The organism is Jiella marina, from assembly GCF_024359545.1.
Taxonomy (GTDB): domain Bacteria; phylum Pseudomonadota; class Alphaproteobacteria; order Rhizobiales; family Rhizobiaceae; genus Jiella.
The window spans coordinates 424,860-438,525 of the sequence record NZ_JAKQZG010000001.1; the positions used below are offsets into that span (position 1 = coordinate 424,860).

A 13,666-nucleotide genomic window follows, 5' to 3' on the forward strand; every position below is an offset into this window, starting at 1 on the left:
ACCCTCTCAGTCCGCCCGGAAGATCGGGCTCGGCACCGCCGGCACCGACCAGCTGCCGGCGCTCCGGCCCCTGGGATTGTCCCCGCCCAGCGCCCGCGGATCCTTCAGCTCCAGCTTCGCCACCGTCCCGGTTCCCTCCGCGTCCTGTTCGAACGACACGGCCGCGATCACCATCTGCTGCTCGATCCCGAAACTCGGGATCGCCACCGCGATCAGATAATTGGCCTTGAACAGCTGACCGCCCGAGCGCCAGCCCGGCACGCTCACCTGACAGGCCTTGGCCGATCCCGCCGCGCGCTTGGCTTCCCAGGCCGCCCGTTCCTTCAGCCGCTCGCTCGTCGCTTCGCCCTCGTGGACGCGGATCAGCGGCCGCTCGCGCTTCGAGCCCGCCGGCGCCTCACCGACCGGCCGAAGCGCCGTCTTGGTCGTGCCCTCCGAGGCCTGGCCGCGGAGCTCCACCTTCGAAAAGGTCCCGCGCCCGGAAATCTTCGAGGTCGCCCGCTCGATATTGACGCCTTCCGTGAGCGCCCCGCCGATCGTCCCGTCCGGTCCCTTCGAGAGCTTGATCCGGCCTTCCGGCGTGTCGTGGACGAGGACGCCCTGCGATCGCGCGTCGGTCTCGATCGTGTCGAACAGCGTCTCGCCGACCCTCAGCTTGTGCAGCTTCTTCTTCGCCGTCTGCGCGGTGCTTTCGATCCCGATTCCCAGCGTGTCGAAGGTCTCGGCCACCGTCTTCAGATCGGCGTCCTTCACCAGCCCGGTCGGATGCTCGACGCTCGCCTCGGTCGCGTCCACTGATTTCGAGACCACGGTCACCGAATAGGATCGCCGGTCGCCGTCGAGCGCGCCCAGAATGTCGCGGGTGTAGCCGGTCAGCCAGAGCTCGCCGGACACGGTGACCGTCGCGGCCTCGTCCTCGGCGCAGGGCGGCCCCGCCCCGACATAGGCGAGATCGAAACTCGCCTCGCGCGAGACTTCCTCGGCCGATTCGCGCAATTCGCAACGCGTGTGTTGAAGCCGCGCCCCGCCGACCGACAGCACCACCTCTTCCCACGCCATCCGGGTTTGCCTCCTACGAGGACAAGGCCTCGAAGGCGACCGGCATCAGCATCGCCGTCGCCACATTGTTGCGCCGCACCAGCTCCGCCCCGCGTCGCGGGTCGCCGTAGAGGTCCCAGGCGAGCACGCTGGCGGGCAGCGACAGATTCGTCTCGACCCGCACCACCGGGCTGAGATCGGCCGCCAGCGCCGAGACCTGCCGGATCGCCTCGCCGACGAGCCCGGAAATCCATTCAAGCACGTCCGCCCCGAACGCCGCCGCGATCGCCCCGTAATCCGCATCCGCCCGGGCCCCGAGTGCCGTGCGCGCCGCGACCGCGTCCGGGCGGCTTTCAAACTCCACCCGCACCACCGCCGCCGCCCAGATCACCAGCCGCCCCAGCGCCACCACGACATCCGCCCCCGCACTGCCCCCCTCACCCTGAGACGCTTCCCCAGCCCCCTCACCCTGAGCCTGTCGAAGGGTCGAGGGCTCCAGCACGCGCAACACCGAAATCAGCCCCGCCGCATCGTCCGCCGCCTCCCCCAGCTCCCGGCACACCGTCAGATAGGCCGCAGCCCCCTCCGCCCCGCCGGCGGAGATCGCCAGCGCCCGCTTGCGGATCGCCACCAGATCTTCCGGGTCGGTGACATGCACCCCGATGAGTTCGAACAGCCAGTCCATCGTCTAGAACCCGAGCGCCGCGGAAAAACGCGCCGAGGCCCCGACCGCCACCGACACCGAACCGAAATTGGCCGAGAACCCGGCCCGGATCGCCGCCCCCGCCGACAGCCCGGCGCTGGCGCTTGCACCTTCGGCGATGAAGATCAGGTCGTAGGCGATCAGCCCGTTCCGGTCCTTGTCCCGGTTGCGCCGGAACCCGTCGCAATGGGCGACGAGCGCATCCATCGGCAGCGACAGGAAGCCCGGCCCTTCGGAATTGCACGCCGCCTCCAGCGCCTTGCCCTCGCCGATCACCCCGTCCGAGGCGACATAGGCGGTCGGACGATAGACGCCGACCCGCCGCCCCATGTCCTCGGCGAGCCAGGCCCCGCCGGCGATCGGGTGGACGGCGACGCGCCGCCCGCCCTGCAATTCGTCGATCTCGACCCAGAAGCCGGCCCCCTTGTAGGAGGCCCGCCCGCCATTGCGAAACGCCCGTGACCAGTCCGGCATGACCTAGCCTCCCGGCTGCCCGGCATCGGGCATCGTCCGCCCCGGCGCCTTGTTCGCCCGGGGGAGCGCCCCGCCACCACCGTTCGGCGTGCGGACATTGGCGTTGAAACCCGCTGCGATCTGTGCCCCGAGCGCGCCCATCTGTCCCGACAGGGCGCCCATCACGGCCCGGCCCAGCGCCGCGCCCGCCTGTTCGCCCATCGTCGGCAGATTCTTTCCCGCCTGGTCGATCGCCGCGCGCGCATCGTCGCCGCCCTGTCCGACCGAACGGCCGCCCTCTTCGAGTGCCCGCCGCAACGCGTCCGGATCGGCCGCCGGCGGCACCGCCCGCCCTTCCGCCGCCGCCGCGATCCGCGCCTGCACGCTCTCGATCCGCGAGATCGAGGCTTCCAGCCCGGCATCGCGGGCCATGATCTTGCGCCCGCCGATTTCGCCGCGACGCCGTCCGGCGCCGTAGCTCTGATATTGCTCGGCGAGCGAGATCGGTGCCGGCGCCCCGGGCCGCGAGGCCGGCACGGCCAGACCGTGACGGACGTCGAGCCCGTCGAGATTGCCGCTCCGTTCGCGACGCACCTTGTCGGCCCAGGCCGCCGAGGCCGCGCGGGCATCGGCACCGCTCGCAAACCGCCCGCCCTTGCGCGCGTCCCTTATGTGATCGAGTTCGGCATAGGGCGTCGCCAGTTCGCCCTCGCCATAGCGCGCCCAGTTCCGCAGAAACGCCTTGCCCGCGCGCATGTTGTAATTGGCCCGGTCGATCGGCGTGATCCAGGAAGGCGCCTCGTAGAGCCTTTCGTAACGCCGGTAGAACTCTTCCCTGGCCGCGTCCCGCGATCCGCCCCGCGCCTCTTCCTTCGCCGTCGCCAGTTCCCGCGCCTGCTCCGCGCCCATGGCATGATTCAGTGCATCGATCGGCGGCGACGCCACATTCGCGATCTTGCCGCCCAAATTCGTTGCCAGCCGATCGAGACCGGTCGTCATCCGATCGATCTTCGCCTGCTTGTCCGACAACAGCACGTCCAGCGCTTTCGAAGTTGCTCCGGCGGACTGGCCGAGCTTGACGATCATCCGGTCGAGATCCTCGCCGCCCTGGATCAGCGCCCGCATGCCGGTCAGCATCTGCGCATCGCCGAAGAGCTGCGGCAGCTTCGACAGATCGCCATTCACCGCCTTTTCGGTCATCTCAACGAAGACCTCGATCAGGTCGCGCCCCTCCTTGCGGGCCGCATCCATCTCGCGGCGAATGTCGATGCCGAACTTCCGGAACTTGTTGGCGGTCTCTTCGGTCTCCATCTTCTGCAGCACATTGGCGAAGGCCGTCGCCGCCTCGCTGGCGGAGCCCGTCCGGTCGCGCACGATCTGCAGCGCGCTGACCAGCTTCTTCAGCCCCGCCTCGCCCTCGTATCCGAGCGTCTGGAAGGCCGGCGCCAGCGACGGCAGGTAAGCGGCCATGTCCTTCAGTTCGAACTTGCCGGCCTGGCCGCCCGCCACCAGAATGTCGAAAGCGTTCTGCATCCGCTCGCCGGTGATCTTCAGCGAGGTCGCCATGGCGTCGGCCGTCGTCGCGATCTCGACGATGTCGGCACCGGAGGCCTGGGCCGTCGCCGCCACCGAAGGCAGGAACTCCAGCGCTTCCGGCAGACCCTGCCCGGCCGCCACCAGCGCGTCGAGGCCGCGCGTCACCTCGTCCTGGGTCGTCGCGTAATCGAAAGCCGCCTTCTGGATCACCCCGAAGGCGCCCTTGGTCTGCCCGGCCGTCGCGTCCGCCGTGATGCCGATCCGGTTCACCGCGCGCTCGACCCCCGCAAACCGGTTCACCGTCCGCATCGCCCCATAGGCCAGCGCGGCGGGCGCCGCCACTCGCAAGAGCGCCGCTTCCGCCGCCGCGCCACTGCGCACGATCCCGGCCTGGGTGCGTCCGAGCAGGCTCTGCGACCGTTCGACCTGTTTGGCCTTGCGGTCGATCCGGTCCATGTTGCGGGCGACCGAATTGAACGCCTTCTGCGTCCGGTCGATCGCCAGCAGCTTCAACCGGGCTTCGATATCAGCCGCCAAGGATCAGCCCCTCATGACCATGCTTGCCACAGTCTTTGCCGTGTCCAACCTGATGCTTCACGGGATCGACGATCTGCCGCCACGCGCCTCGGCCGAATTTCTGGCCATGGCCTCGATCGCCACTGATCTCTGCGACGATCTCAAGGCCGATTCCCGCACGCTCGCGGTCCTGTCCGACAATCTTCCCGGCAGTTTCGGACAGCGGCGCCAGATAATCGAAGCGGCCAAGGGCACGTTCGCCACGGCCATGCTCGGAGAGCCGCCCGCCACGATCTGCGCTCTGCTGTGGGACGCTCTCGGCGAAGACGGCGAGGCGATCCCGGGCCTTCTCCTCCGCAAGGAACCATGAGCTCGACTGCGTCACTTGCCGGTGCGCTTGTGATGCCACGCCACCGCCCGGCCGAACCACGCGTCGATCTCGGAGAGGCTCAGCTCCTGGACGCGTCCGGCGTCCCATCCGAGCCGGAAGACGAGTTCGTCGGCCCGCGCGAGGCATTGATCGCATCCGAAAAAAAATCGAGGAGCTTCGCCTTCACCGTCTCGGTATCGACCAGGTCGAGCTCGAGCACCGCCCCGAAATTCGCCGGCGCGATCAGCAGACGCTCGGCATATTTCCAGAGCGCCTCGTTATAGACCACGACGACGCGGTTGTTGGTGTCGACCACCTCGCCCAGCGCCATGTAGTCCTTGAGCTTCGGCTCCCGGAACCGCAGTTCCTCGAACGGCGTCGACCCGTGGTCGTAGCGCCGTGCCAGCTTGACGACGATCTCGGCCATCAGCCGGTGATCCGGCGATAATCGTCGGACTGGATCATCAGCCCGGTCACCGCCCCCGTCGAGCGGTCGATCTGCGCGTCACCCGTGATCCGCCCGCTGACGAAGACGTGGGAGACGTTGTTGAAATCCTCGACGATGTAGATGTCCTGGTCGCCGGCGCGCAGGATGTCGTCGAAATTCTCCCCCGCATCCTCCAGCGTCAGCTCGCAGGACGGCGCCCGCGGCGTGTAGCTGTAGGCGTTCGTGCCGTTCTGGTTCCGCACCGCCTCCGACGACGTCGTCGCCGGATTCATCGTCACCGCCGCCCGCAGGATATGCGCCTGCCCCGACGATCCGCGCAACCGCATCTCGCCGCCAAACGTGTTGGCCATGTTCGTCTCCTGTCAGAAAAAGCCGCCAGAACCCGGCCTGAGTCGCCGACATCGCCCCAACCACCACCATCACCCTGAGCCTGTCGAAGGGCGAAGGGCGAAGGGCGAGGGCTCCAGCAATCAATCAGGCCGCGACGTCGCTCGCCCGATATTCGCTGTAGATCGTCGCGTTGCCCGCCATCACGTCATTCGGATTGAGCATGTCGAGCGGCGCATAGATGTCGACCCGGTTCGGATTGTCGGCATTGCGCCGCACGTCCAGCCGGTCCGCGAAATCGGCGATGTTGTCGAGGACGCCCGGCATTTCCGCGGCCGTCGCGATCAGCGTCGCCTTGATGTCCTTGACGGTGGTCACCGCCAAAAGATCGCCGGGATTGGCATTGGCGATCGCCTTCTGCCCGTGCTCGGCCTGCAGCCGCGCCCGGAAGCGCCTGAGCGCATACATCACCTGGCCGATCTTCTGGATATCGCGGAACGTCGTGTCGACATTCCCCGCCCCGTCCGTCCGCTGCATCGTTACGGTCTTGTCGACGACGACCGCGCCGTCGTCGCGCACCTTCCAGGTCGAGATGCCCGAGGTCAGGAAGGCGTCGCGCGTCGCATAGTCGTTGATCCAGAGCGACCGGTCGCGCGGCGCCGCAACCTCGCGAACCTCGAGGCCGGTCTGGTTGCGCGAGACATTGCCGCTCGCCCCGTCCGACAGCCAGGGCACCTGGCGCGCCGCCTCCGCCGCGACGAACTCCCAGGGCGGCGTCGCATTGCCGGCGCTCGCGATCTGCGGGATCGTCGAGACATGCCGCGTGTCCTTGGCCAGCCCGAAGGTCGTCATCGCCGAAGTCGTCGCGAGCTTGGTCGTGAACACATGGCCATAGGCCTGCCGGTTCCACGCCCAGCGGCCCGACACGTCGTTCATCAGCGTCTCGTAGCGCGCGAAATTCGTGTCGTCCGACCAGGGCGAAACCGTCCAGTCGAAGGGATCGTCGGCATATTGCGCGAGCACACCCGAAAGGTCCGGCGTGCCGGCCCCCGCCGTCGTCGTGGCATAGGTCAGCGCCGCCCCGGCGAAGGCGTTGGAGGCGATCGTCGTCGGCGCATGGATGTCGACGGCGGCGAAGATCTCGCCCTTGTGCCGCGCCGTCAGCGTGACGACGGCGCCCGACACGGTCGAGATATAGGGCAGCGCCGCCTGGGTCAGAGGATCCTGAAACCCGTTGATCGCCGTCGACAGCGCATCGGCCACGTCGCCCACCGTATCACCGGCGGAAATCGCCACCTGCAGCACCCGCCCGGCGATCGTCAGCACGCCGACCCCGCCGGCGGCGGGCACACTCGCCACGGTGATCGTCCGCACCTCGGCCGTGCCCGTATCGGCCGCCGCACCCAGCCAGATTTCCTGCGCCGGCGCGTTGGCCCGCGCCACCCGGAACATCTCGGCCAGCATCGACCCCTTGCCGCAGAGCGAGACCGCCTCGCGCATCGTCTGCACCGGCGCCAGCGTATCGACCGAAAGCGACCCCGCCGTCGTCTTGTGCCCGATCAGCACCAGCCGCGACTGGCTTTCCGACTGCCCGCCGGAATTGACCTCGAAGGAAATGAGCGGGGCGACGATGTTCCCCGGAATGAAATTGTGGACGATCGCCATCAGGCCGCTCCCTTGCGTTTGCCCGTGTTACTTTTGCCGCTACCGCCAGAATCTTGAGAGCCGTCTTCCCCGCTTCCTTTCTCCCCCCTTGTGGGGGAGATGCCGGCAGGCAGAGGGGGGTCTTCACCCGCCACCTCCTCGATCGACCCTTCCCTCAGCAGCCGCCGCGTGAACGCCTCGCCATCGTCCATCATCTCGCCGGACGCCTTGAACAGCCGCCCGCGAAACGGCACCCGCTCGTCAGGATCGACGAGCCTGTAGCGCTTCATCGCCATCGCTCTGGTTCCTCAAAAATCGACCCGTGCATTCGGATCGTCGTCCGGATCGCCCGTCCCGACCGGCGCGTTGATCGCGATCAGCGACAGCGGATCACCCGCCGCGATCGCCCCGAAATAGGCCGCCAGCCTGTCGATCTGCCCCCGTGCATAGGAGCCCTCCGGCAGCGCCTGACGGACCTGTTCGACCCGCGCCGGCAGCCCGCCCGACGGCCCGAAATCGTCGTCGGCGATCGAGCAGCGGAACGTCATGATCTCGCGATGGAACCTGAGGCCCGCCTCCGGCAGGACGAAGGGCTCCGACCGGATCTCGACGAACGCCTTCCGGATCATCCGAAAGGCCGCGCCGCTTGACCCGACGCTGAGCACCTGCCGCACCTGCGCCGTCAGCGCCCCCAGCACCAGCCGCGCCTTCGGATCGGTGCCGGCAAGCGGCATGGCGATCGTCTCGCCCTGATCGGTGTCCGACACCGCCAGATCGCAGACCGCCACCAGCGACGCCGTCGCGAAGCCCGATTGCGAAGACGCCATCGGCCCGGTCCGCTCGACCGTCTTGTCCTCGGTGTAGAGGCTGACCGTCGGCGTATAGACGAGATCGTCGTCGAGCTCGTCCGCCTCGATCGCCCGCGAATCGAACACCCGATCCCCCGCGATCGTCGGAAACCCGCCCTGCGCCTCAAGCGCGGCCGTCGGCAACAACGCCTCATGAGCCGCCAGCCGCAGCACCTCCGCCGTCAGCATTTCAAGCCCCGACCAAGCCCCAGCGCCTCATCCTGAGCCTGTCGAAGGATCACCCGTCCACCCCCAACCGGTTCACCAAGAACGCCACCCGCCCCGTCTCGTCGTCGTCGACCGCGACGATCCCGAACATGGCCCCATCGGACACCCGCACCAGCCGGTCCCTGGCCTGCGGCCGCCAGGCCCAGCCGGTGGCGAGCGCCGTCACCAGCGCCGAGGTCACCCGCCGCGGCGCCCGGTCGTCCGGCGCCGTCCGCGAGCTCGACGCGAAGCTCGTCGTCGACGGCTCGAAATCGATCGTCCCCATGAAGGAAAGCCGATCGACATCCGGATCGGCCTCGAGCGCGGCGCTGCGCGCAGCGCCCGCCGCCCGCCGCATCTTCACCGCCTCGAACGCCGTCTCGTCCATCGCCGCGGCGCACGCGAGATCCGCCGCGGCCAGAGCCTTCGAAAAGCTCATCAATTCGTCGTCTTGACGTGGACGACGCACTCCGGCTGCTTGTTGATTGCCAGAGTGTTCGATTGCGACTTCATCTCGACGCCCTCGCCATGGTCGAGTTCCTTCGTCGAGATGTAGATGAACTCGTCGCCACCCTCCGGCGCCATGTTCACCATGTCGATATGATGCACAGGGCCTTCGAAGGTCCGGAACATTCCCTGTGTTCCGGCAGGATAGACCTGACCGGAATTGTCGGCGACGTTCTTCTGGATCGTCGTCCCGCCCTGTCCGTCCTTGACAGGCAGGCCGCCCTTGTACTCGCGCCAGAGGATTTCACCGAATTCGAACACCCGACCCCAGTTCCCTCCAAGGGTCTGACGGGAGACCGTCGTATGCAGGGCCGAGTTCTGCGCCTGGATCCAGAATTTCTCGACCTTCGGATGCTTGATGAGCTTGGAAAAGAACAACGGATCGACGACCGCTTCGAACATGCCGACCGTTTCGCCCTTGATGTTCGTCATCACATGGTCGCGCACTTCTTCGCACTTTTCCATGATGTCGGTCGTTTCCGTGCCGAGCACGAAATCAACTTCCTTCTTGGTGATGTCGAAGACATCATAGAGGTCGTAAAGCGTGCGCCCCTTGCCGTCCTTGATCAGGCCGCGAAGCATGCCCAGCCGGAGATATTCCCGGGTGATCGAGTGATGGCGGCGGATCGACAGCAGCTTCCGCGTGGTTTCCCGGATCAGGGAGCGCTCGGTGATCTGACCGTTGACGACCTCCAGATTGCCTTGAAGGTCATCCACCCGGATCGCCTCGAGATGCGGAAAATGCGGGATGGTCACGATCACGCCGGTTTCGGTGTCGTCCGGCGTCAGCTGCGACGGGCCACCCGGCACCTGCGCGGCCAGCACAACGAGCTCTCCGTCACGAAAGTCGATCCGCACCATGCGTGACGCCTTGGGTTCCGAAGGTGCCAGGTTCAGAGCGTTCAGAAGGCCGAAGGTGTTCGGAATGCGATTGACCTCCTGGGTCAATTCCACATTCGTGTAAGGAAACAGGAGTTCGGGCATGTCGGGCGCCTTTCGCCTCGCGGACTCGCCGCTGAAAAAACAAGGGCGCCCGCTTCAGCCGAGCGCCCGGTTTGGGGATGCCTGCGCGGCAAGCCTCAATCGCGCAGAAGAATGCCCTGCTGCTTGAGAGAGGCGACGGCCTGCGCTTTCTGGTCGGAAGTGACGCCATCCGGCCATTGGATAGCGCCAATGAACAAAATCGAGTCACGGCGCGAGAAGAGCAGATCCGTGGTGTTGTCGGCCCCATCCGCGGCTGTGGCCTCTACCAGGCTGACGGCGTAGACTTTCTCCGACCCGTCAGTGGCATCGGGGGCCCATGCGACCAGTTTGCCGTCATCGTCGTCGGCAGCGATCGAAACCGTCACCGAAAACGCGTCGCCCTCCACAAAGGCGGCGCTACCCCCCGCGATGGTGAACTTGATCTGCTTGGCAAAGGCAGTCCCGCCCGTCGCCGTGCCGACCTGGACACCCTCGGGATCCTCGACCCGGAACTTCGACGTCCCGTCACCGCCGCCCGTCGTGCAGACCACGCGATAAATGCCGGCTTTCGCCGCGGTGGTCGTCGAGGGGCTGGCCATCGTCATCGTGCCGTCGCCGGTATTTCCGGCATCCGCAGCGGCGACGGCCGACATGGCTCCCCCGGCGGTGATCATGCCGAGAATCGTGCCGATCTTCACGATCCGCGCAGCACCGTCGCCAGCGAGGAGCGTGCCGGTTTCGCGGCAGAATTCGGGGTTCGATTCCCACTTGAGCAGCCCCGAGAGGATCGGCGGACGGCTCATCTTGTAGACCGGCATTGTCATGATCTTGATCTCCAGAAACAGCTTGCAGGTTGGCGTACCGTCGCGAGCTTCAGTCGCGCTTCATGCGCGCGACCGCGGCATCGATTGAAGCGGAGAGCCCAGAGCGTTGGGGCTTGATGCCAGCATCCGCTGCGGGCAGATCGCCGCCATGCTCAGCTGCCTGCCGCTGTGCAAGGGATGCCTTCGGCTCGCTTGGGGCCGTCTGGGTTGCACCCACCCGTTCCGTCACGAATCCGGTGACCGCCTCGGCTGCCATGCCGGGCGACTGGATCGCGAGATCGAGCGCCGCGGCCATGCGGTTGGCGTCGCCCCTGACGCCCTCGGCGCCGATGATCGCCTGGAAGCGGTCGCGCTCGGCCTGCGCCCCGGCAGCCTCGCCCTCGCGGCGCGCCGTCGCGACCGCCGCCTCGTGGTCGCTCCTCGGAATGCCCGCGCTTTCGACGGCAGCGGACGTGCCGGTGTTCTCGCTCATGGAAATCCTCCGTGCTGGCGAGTTGGGGCGGCCCGCTGCCGGGCCCCCGGAATGGCTTGAGAGTTCCGCGAGCACGCTTTCGAACGTGCCCACGCGATCGGCGACGCCGGCGGCGACGGCCGCCTGGCCGATGAAGACGCGCGCTTCCGTGCCTCGGGCCGCCTCGGCCGAAAGCCTCGGGCCCCGGCCCTTCGCGACCGTGGAAAGAAAGGCTTCGTAAAGCGCGTTGACCTCGCCCTGCAGGTCCTCGCGCACCTCGGGCCCGAGCGCCTCGAACGGATTGCCGTCGGCCTTGTGCGCGCCGGCGAAGATCATCGTCGGCTTGACCCCCTCCTTGGCGAGGTAGGCCGAATAGTCCGCATGGACGAGAATGACGCCGATGGAACCGGACACCCCGGTCTCGGTCGTGACGATCTCGCTGGCGCCGGACGCGATCGCATAGGCCGCCGAAGCCGCCATGCCGTTGACGACGGCCACCGTGCGCTTCGTCGCCGCCAGATCCCGCACCGCCTGCGCTGTCTCGAACGCGCCGATCGCCTCGCCCCCCGGCGACTGGATGTCGAGGATCACCGAAGAGACCTTCGGATCGGCCCCGGCCTGCTGCAGCTGGAACTTGATCCCTTCGTAGGATTGCAGGCCGGACGAGGCGCCGACCCACGCACCGCGATTGACCAGCGAGCCGGTGATCGAAACGATCCCGACGCCTTCGGCCGTGCGCCGATAGGGCAGCGCCCGACCGCGACCGTTCGCGTCGACCTCGTAGGAATCGCCCACGAAGCGCGAGGCCTCGAAGTCTTCGGATACTCCGATCCGGCCGCCCAGCACCGACAGGATCACGGCGGCCTTGTCGCGCGTCACCAGGAGCGGCCGGTTGAGGAGCCGGTCGGCAATGTGGACAAGCGTCGTCATGGCAGGCCTCAGTAGCGCCGGAAACCGGCCTGGATGGCAAAGCGCGCCGGGCGGCCGCTGGTCTTCGCCTGGCATTGCTGCTGCAGATGCCGCAGCTCGGCGTCGAGCGCCTTCATGCTCGCGGCCGAATAGCGCACGCGCCGATTGGTGATCGCCGAACGGATCTCGACCTCTTCGGCGAGTGTGCCGTCGAGCATCTTCAGCTTGGCCTGATAGAGCGCCGCATAGAGCGCGCAGGGATCGTCGGCGTCGACCTCCTGCCCCGCGATCGTCACCATCGCCATCAGGCAGCCTCGTCTCTCTGGTCGTCGTCCTCGTCCGCAATCGCGGGCCCGCCATTGTGACCGATCATCCGCGAGCGCGGCTCGATCGGCGGCAGTCCGGCCTCTGCCCTCAGCTCGTTCTCGAGCATCTCCTCGTCGACCCGCTGCCGGATGACCTCTTCGTGGTCTGCGCCGAGATCGTTGCAGATCTGCTCCCGGCTCATCACGCCCATTTCGAACCAAGTCTGGTGCGCCTTGGCCGCCTTGGCGTCGTCCGCCTGCGGCTTCGGCGGCCCCTTCCAGTCCGCCTTGCACAGCGAGGTCCGGTTGGCAACGAAGGCGTCGATGCCGCCCGGAATTTCGATCCGGCCCGCGTCGATCTCCTCTTCCAGCCAGGCCTCGAAGAGAGCCTGCGTGAACCGCCCGGGAATGACGCGGCGGCGATATTCCATCAGCGGCCATTTCTTCGCGATCCCCATGCGGATCGACGAATAGGTCGCGCCGCGATAGTCGCCGGTCAGATCCTCGAACATCACGCCGAGACAGGAGGCGATTTCCCGCAGGAGGAAATTGGCAAACGCCTCATAGGTCGCGTTCGGATGCTCCGATCCGTGCAGCTTCAGCTTCTCGCCCATCAGGAGATGCGCGATCTTGCCGTGCCGCCCGAGATCGATATTGACGTTCTTGTGCCAGTCCGCCGTCTGGTTGAGAAACGCGTTGAACGCGCCAGCCAGCTCGTCCCTCTCGCCTTCGCCCTGCAACGCCTGCAGGACCTGTTCGGTCGGATAGTCGCTCTCGATCGTCGCGGCGAAGATTGCGTGGATCATCGCTGCCGTCAGCGTCGCATCGGCCAGCTGGTCGAACTGCCGCACGATCTTCAGCGCCGGCGCCAGCGGCGTGATGCCCCGCACCTGGTTGCCGACCCCGTCGAAGACGTGGACGATCTTCGGCCGCCCGAACCCGTCCCGTGCCCGCTTCTCGACCTCACGGCAGAACCCCATCGGATCGCGGGTCTCGAACAGATAGGACACCGGCTCGGGATCGCGCAGGCCCGAGCGCACACCCTGGTAGAGATTCGTCAGCGGGTCGGTCTTTTGCGACAGCCAGTGCGATGGGATCAGGCGAACCTTGGTGCCGGTCTCGCATCCCGCCCTCGGGAGCCAATCGATTTCTGCGGGAACCTCACCGGTTCCAAACCACTGCCGCACGACGGCTGCTTGCAGCTGCCCGAGCGTATAGCGCCCATGGGCGTCGACCTCACGCGGCTGGGACCCGTAGATCCGGAAGCGGCCCTCGACGCGACTGGCGAAGGCCCGTGTCTGCTTCGCGTCCCAGCCGAAGGCGGAACAGTCCGGCTTGTAGGACAGCCGGAGTTCCGAACCGATCATCAGCGCGACGACCTGCTCGACACAGCCGGCGATCCAGCCATTGTTGATCAGCGCGTCGTCGGCCCGCGCGTTCACCTGCGGCCAGGCCGCCCGGATGTTGTCGGCCCGGTCGCGCAACACGGGCCGGGGCATCGCCAGCGACACGCCCATCCCGGGCTCGCCGCGCAGATAGCCGGCGGACGGCGCAGGCCGCTCCACCGGTGATCCGCGCACCGGCACCAGCGAACGCAATGTCGACAAGAGCCCCACC

Annotated in this window: 16 protein-coding genes; 1 reads left to right on the plus strand and 15 read right to left on the minus strand. The window is 67.3% G+C overall.

Going from position 1 to position 13,666, the window contains the following annotated elements; all coding sequences use genetic code 11:
* Positions 1-6 precede the first annotated feature (6 nt).
* Genes MF134_RS01940 through MF134_RS01955 form a run of 4 tightly spaced genes read right to left on the minus strand, consistent with a single transcriptional unit; the run spans position 7 to position 4,267 of the window.
* The gene (locus tag MF134_RS01940; protein ID WP_255337696.1) at positions 7-1,059 is read right to left on the minus strand and encodes a phage baseplate assembly protein; all 1,053 of its coding nucleotides are present in this window, start codon (positions 1,057-1,059) and stop codon (positions 7-9) included.
* A 13-nt stretch (positions 1,060-1,072) separates the two neighbouring features.
* Positions 1,073-1,723, minus strand: a complete 651-nt coding sequence (locus MF134_RS01945) for a hypothetical protein (RefSeq protein ID WP_255337697.1) — start codon at positions 1,721-1,723, stop codon at positions 1,073-1,075.
* A gap of 3 nt (positions 1,724-1,726) precedes the next feature.
* A complete protein-coding gene (locus MF134_RS01950; RefSeq protein WP_255337698.1) occupies positions 1,727-2,215 on the minus strand; it encodes a DNA circularization N-terminal domain-containing protein in 489 nt (162 codons plus the stop codon).
* A 3-nt stretch (positions 2,216-2,218) separates the two neighbouring features.
* Positions 2,219-4,267, minus strand: a complete 2,049-nt coding sequence (locus MF134_RS01955) for a phage tail tape measure protein (protein ID WP_255337699.1) — start codon at positions 4,265-4,267, stop codon at positions 2,219-2,221.
* 13 nt (positions 4,268-4,280) lie between these two features.
* Between MF134_RS01955 and MF134_RS01960 the strand changes: the two genes are divergently transcribed.
* Positions 4,281-4,616, plus strand: coding sequence for a hypothetical protein (locus tag MF134_RS01960; RefSeq protein ID WP_255337700.1), 336 nt, complete (start codon positions 4,281-4,283; stop codon positions 4,614-4,616).
* Between the two features lie 79 nt (positions 4,617-4,695).
* Here MF134_RS01960 and MF134_RS01965 read toward each other — a convergent pair whose 3' ends face one another.
* From MF134_RS01965 to MF134_RS02015, 11 genes are all read right to left on the minus strand, one after another.
* Positions 4,696-5,043: a hypothetical protein gene (locus MF134_RS01965; protein WP_255337701.1), complete on the minus strand. Its 348-nt coding sequence runs from the start codon at positions 5,041-5,043 to the stop codon at positions 4,696-4,698.
* A complete protein-coding gene (locus tag MF134_RS01970; RefSeq protein WP_255337702.1) occupies positions 5,043-5,414 on the minus strand; it encodes a hypothetical protein in 372 nt (123 codons plus the stop codon). The genes MF134_RS01965 and MF134_RS01970 overlap by 1 nt, the downstream gene beginning before the upstream one ends.
* Positions 5,415-5,538: 124 nt before the next feature.
* Positions 5,539-7,056 (minus strand): hypothetical protein, encoded by a 1,518-nt coding sequence (locus MF134_RS01975; RefSeq protein ID WP_255337703.1) that lies wholly within the window; start codon positions 7,054-7,056, stop codon positions 5,539-5,541.
* Positions 7,056-7,331: a hypothetical protein gene (locus MF134_RS01980; RefSeq protein ID WP_255337704.1), complete on the minus strand. Its 276-nt coding sequence runs from the start codon at positions 7,329-7,331 to the stop codon at positions 7,056-7,058. Before MF134_RS01980 ends, MF134_RS01975 begins: the two co-directional genes overlap by 1 nt.
* A gap of 12 nt (positions 7,332-7,343) precedes the next feature.
* Positions 7,344-8,072, minus strand: a complete 729-nt coding sequence (locus tag MF134_RS01985; RefSeq protein WP_255337705.1) for a hypothetical protein — start codon at positions 8,070-8,072, stop codon at positions 7,344-7,346.
* Between the two features lie 49 nt (positions 8,073-8,121).
* Entirely contained in the window at positions 8,122-8,529 is a 408-nt protein-coding gene (locus MF134_RS01990; RefSeq protein ID WP_255337706.1) for a hypothetical protein, read from the minus strand.
* Positions 8,529-9,581 carry a major capsid protein gene (locus tag MF134_RS01995; RefSeq protein WP_255337707.1) on the minus strand — a complete coding sequence of 351 codons (1,053 nt, stop codon included), beginning with the start codon at positions 9,579-9,581 and terminating at the stop codon, positions 8,529-8,531. The genes MF134_RS01990 and MF134_RS01995 overlap by 1 nt, the downstream gene beginning before the upstream one ends.
* 95 nt (positions 9,582-9,676) lie before the next feature.
* The gene (locus tag MF134_RS02000; protein WP_255337708.1) at positions 9,677-10,384 is read right to left on the minus strand and encodes a head decoration protein; all 708 of its coding nucleotides are present in this window, start codon (positions 10,382-10,384) and stop codon (positions 9,677-9,679) included.
* 49 nt (positions 10,385-10,433) lie between these two features.
* Positions 10,434-11,765 carry a S49 family peptidase gene (locus MF134_RS02005; RefSeq protein ID WP_255337709.1) on the minus strand — a complete coding sequence of 444 codons (1,332 nt, stop codon included), beginning with the start codon at positions 11,763-11,765 and terminating at the stop codon, positions 10,434-10,436.
* 8 nt (positions 11,766-11,773) lie between these two features.
* Positions 11,774-12,049, minus strand: a complete 276-nt coding sequence (locus MF134_RS02010) for a hypothetical protein (protein WP_255337710.1) — start codon at positions 12,047-12,049, stop codon at positions 11,774-11,776.
* On the minus strand, positions 12,049-13,656 hold the full coding sequence (locus MF134_RS02015; RefSeq protein WP_255337711.1) for a phage portal protein: 1,608 nt from the start codon (positions 13,654-13,656) through the stop codon (positions 12,049-12,051). Before MF134_RS02015 ends, MF134_RS02010 begins: the two co-directional genes overlap by 1 nt.
* Positions 13,657-13,666: the final 10 nt, after the last annotated feature.

Excerpts from the sequence above, each read along its gene's own strand:
- MF134_RS01965 (WP_255337701.1), bottom strand. The coding sequence starts at position 5,043 with ATGGCCGAGATCGTCGTCAAGCTGGCACGGCGCTACGACCACGGGTCG.
- MF134_RS01950 (WP_255337698.1), bottom strand. The coding sequence starts at position 2,215 with ATGCCGGACTGGTCACGGGCGTTTCGCAATGGCGGGCGGGCCTCCTAC.
- MF134_RS02010 (WP_255337710.1), bottom strand. The coding sequence starts at position 12,049 with ATGGCGATGGTGACGATCGCGGGGCAGGAGGTCGACGCCGACGATCCC.
- MF134_RS01995 (WP_255337707.1), bottom strand. The coding sequence starts at position 9,581 with ATGCCCGAACTCCTGTTTCCTTACACGAATGTGGAATTGACCCAGGAG.
- MF134_RS01985 (WP_255337705.1), bottom strand. The coding sequence starts at position 8,072 with ATGCTGACGGCGGAGGTGCTGCGGCTGGCGGCTCATGAGGCGTTGTTG.
- MF134_RS01980 (WP_255337704.1), bottom strand. The coding sequence starts at position 7,331 with ATGGCGATGAAGCGCTACAGGCTCGTCGATCCTGACGAGCGGGTGCCG.
- MF134_RS01940 (WP_255337696.1), bottom strand. The coding sequence starts at position 1,059 with ATGGCGTGGGAAGAGGTGGTGCTGTCGGTCGGCGGGGCGCGGCTTCAA.
- MF134_RS01945 (WP_255337697.1), bottom strand. The coding sequence starts at position 1,723 with ATGGACTGGCTGTTCGAACTCATCGGGGTGCATGTCACCGACCCGGAA.
- MF134_RS02000 (WP_255337708.1), bottom strand. The coding sequence starts at position 10,384 with ATGACAATGCCGGTCTACAAGATGAGCCGTCCGCCGATCCTCTCGGGG.
- MF134_RS02005 (WP_255337709.1), bottom strand. The coding sequence starts at position 11,765 with ATGACGACGCTTGTCCACATTGCCGACCGGCTCCTCAACCGGCCGCTC.
- MF134_RS01990 (WP_255337706.1), bottom strand. The coding sequence starts at position 8,529 with ATGAGCTTTTCGAAGGCTCTGGCCGCGGCGGATCTCGCGTGCGCCGCG.
- MF134_RS01970 (WP_255337702.1), bottom strand. The coding sequence starts at position 5,414 with ATGGCCAACACGTTTGGCGGCGAGATGCGGTTGCGCGGATCGTCGGGG.
- MF134_RS01960 (WP_255337700.1), top strand. The coding sequence starts at position 4,281 with ATGACCATGCTTGCCACAGTCTTTGCCGTGTCCAACCTGATGCTTCAC.
- MF134_RS01975 (WP_255337703.1), bottom strand. The coding sequence starts at position 7,056 with ATGGCGATCGTCCACAATTTCATTCCGGGGAACATCGTCGCCCCGCTC.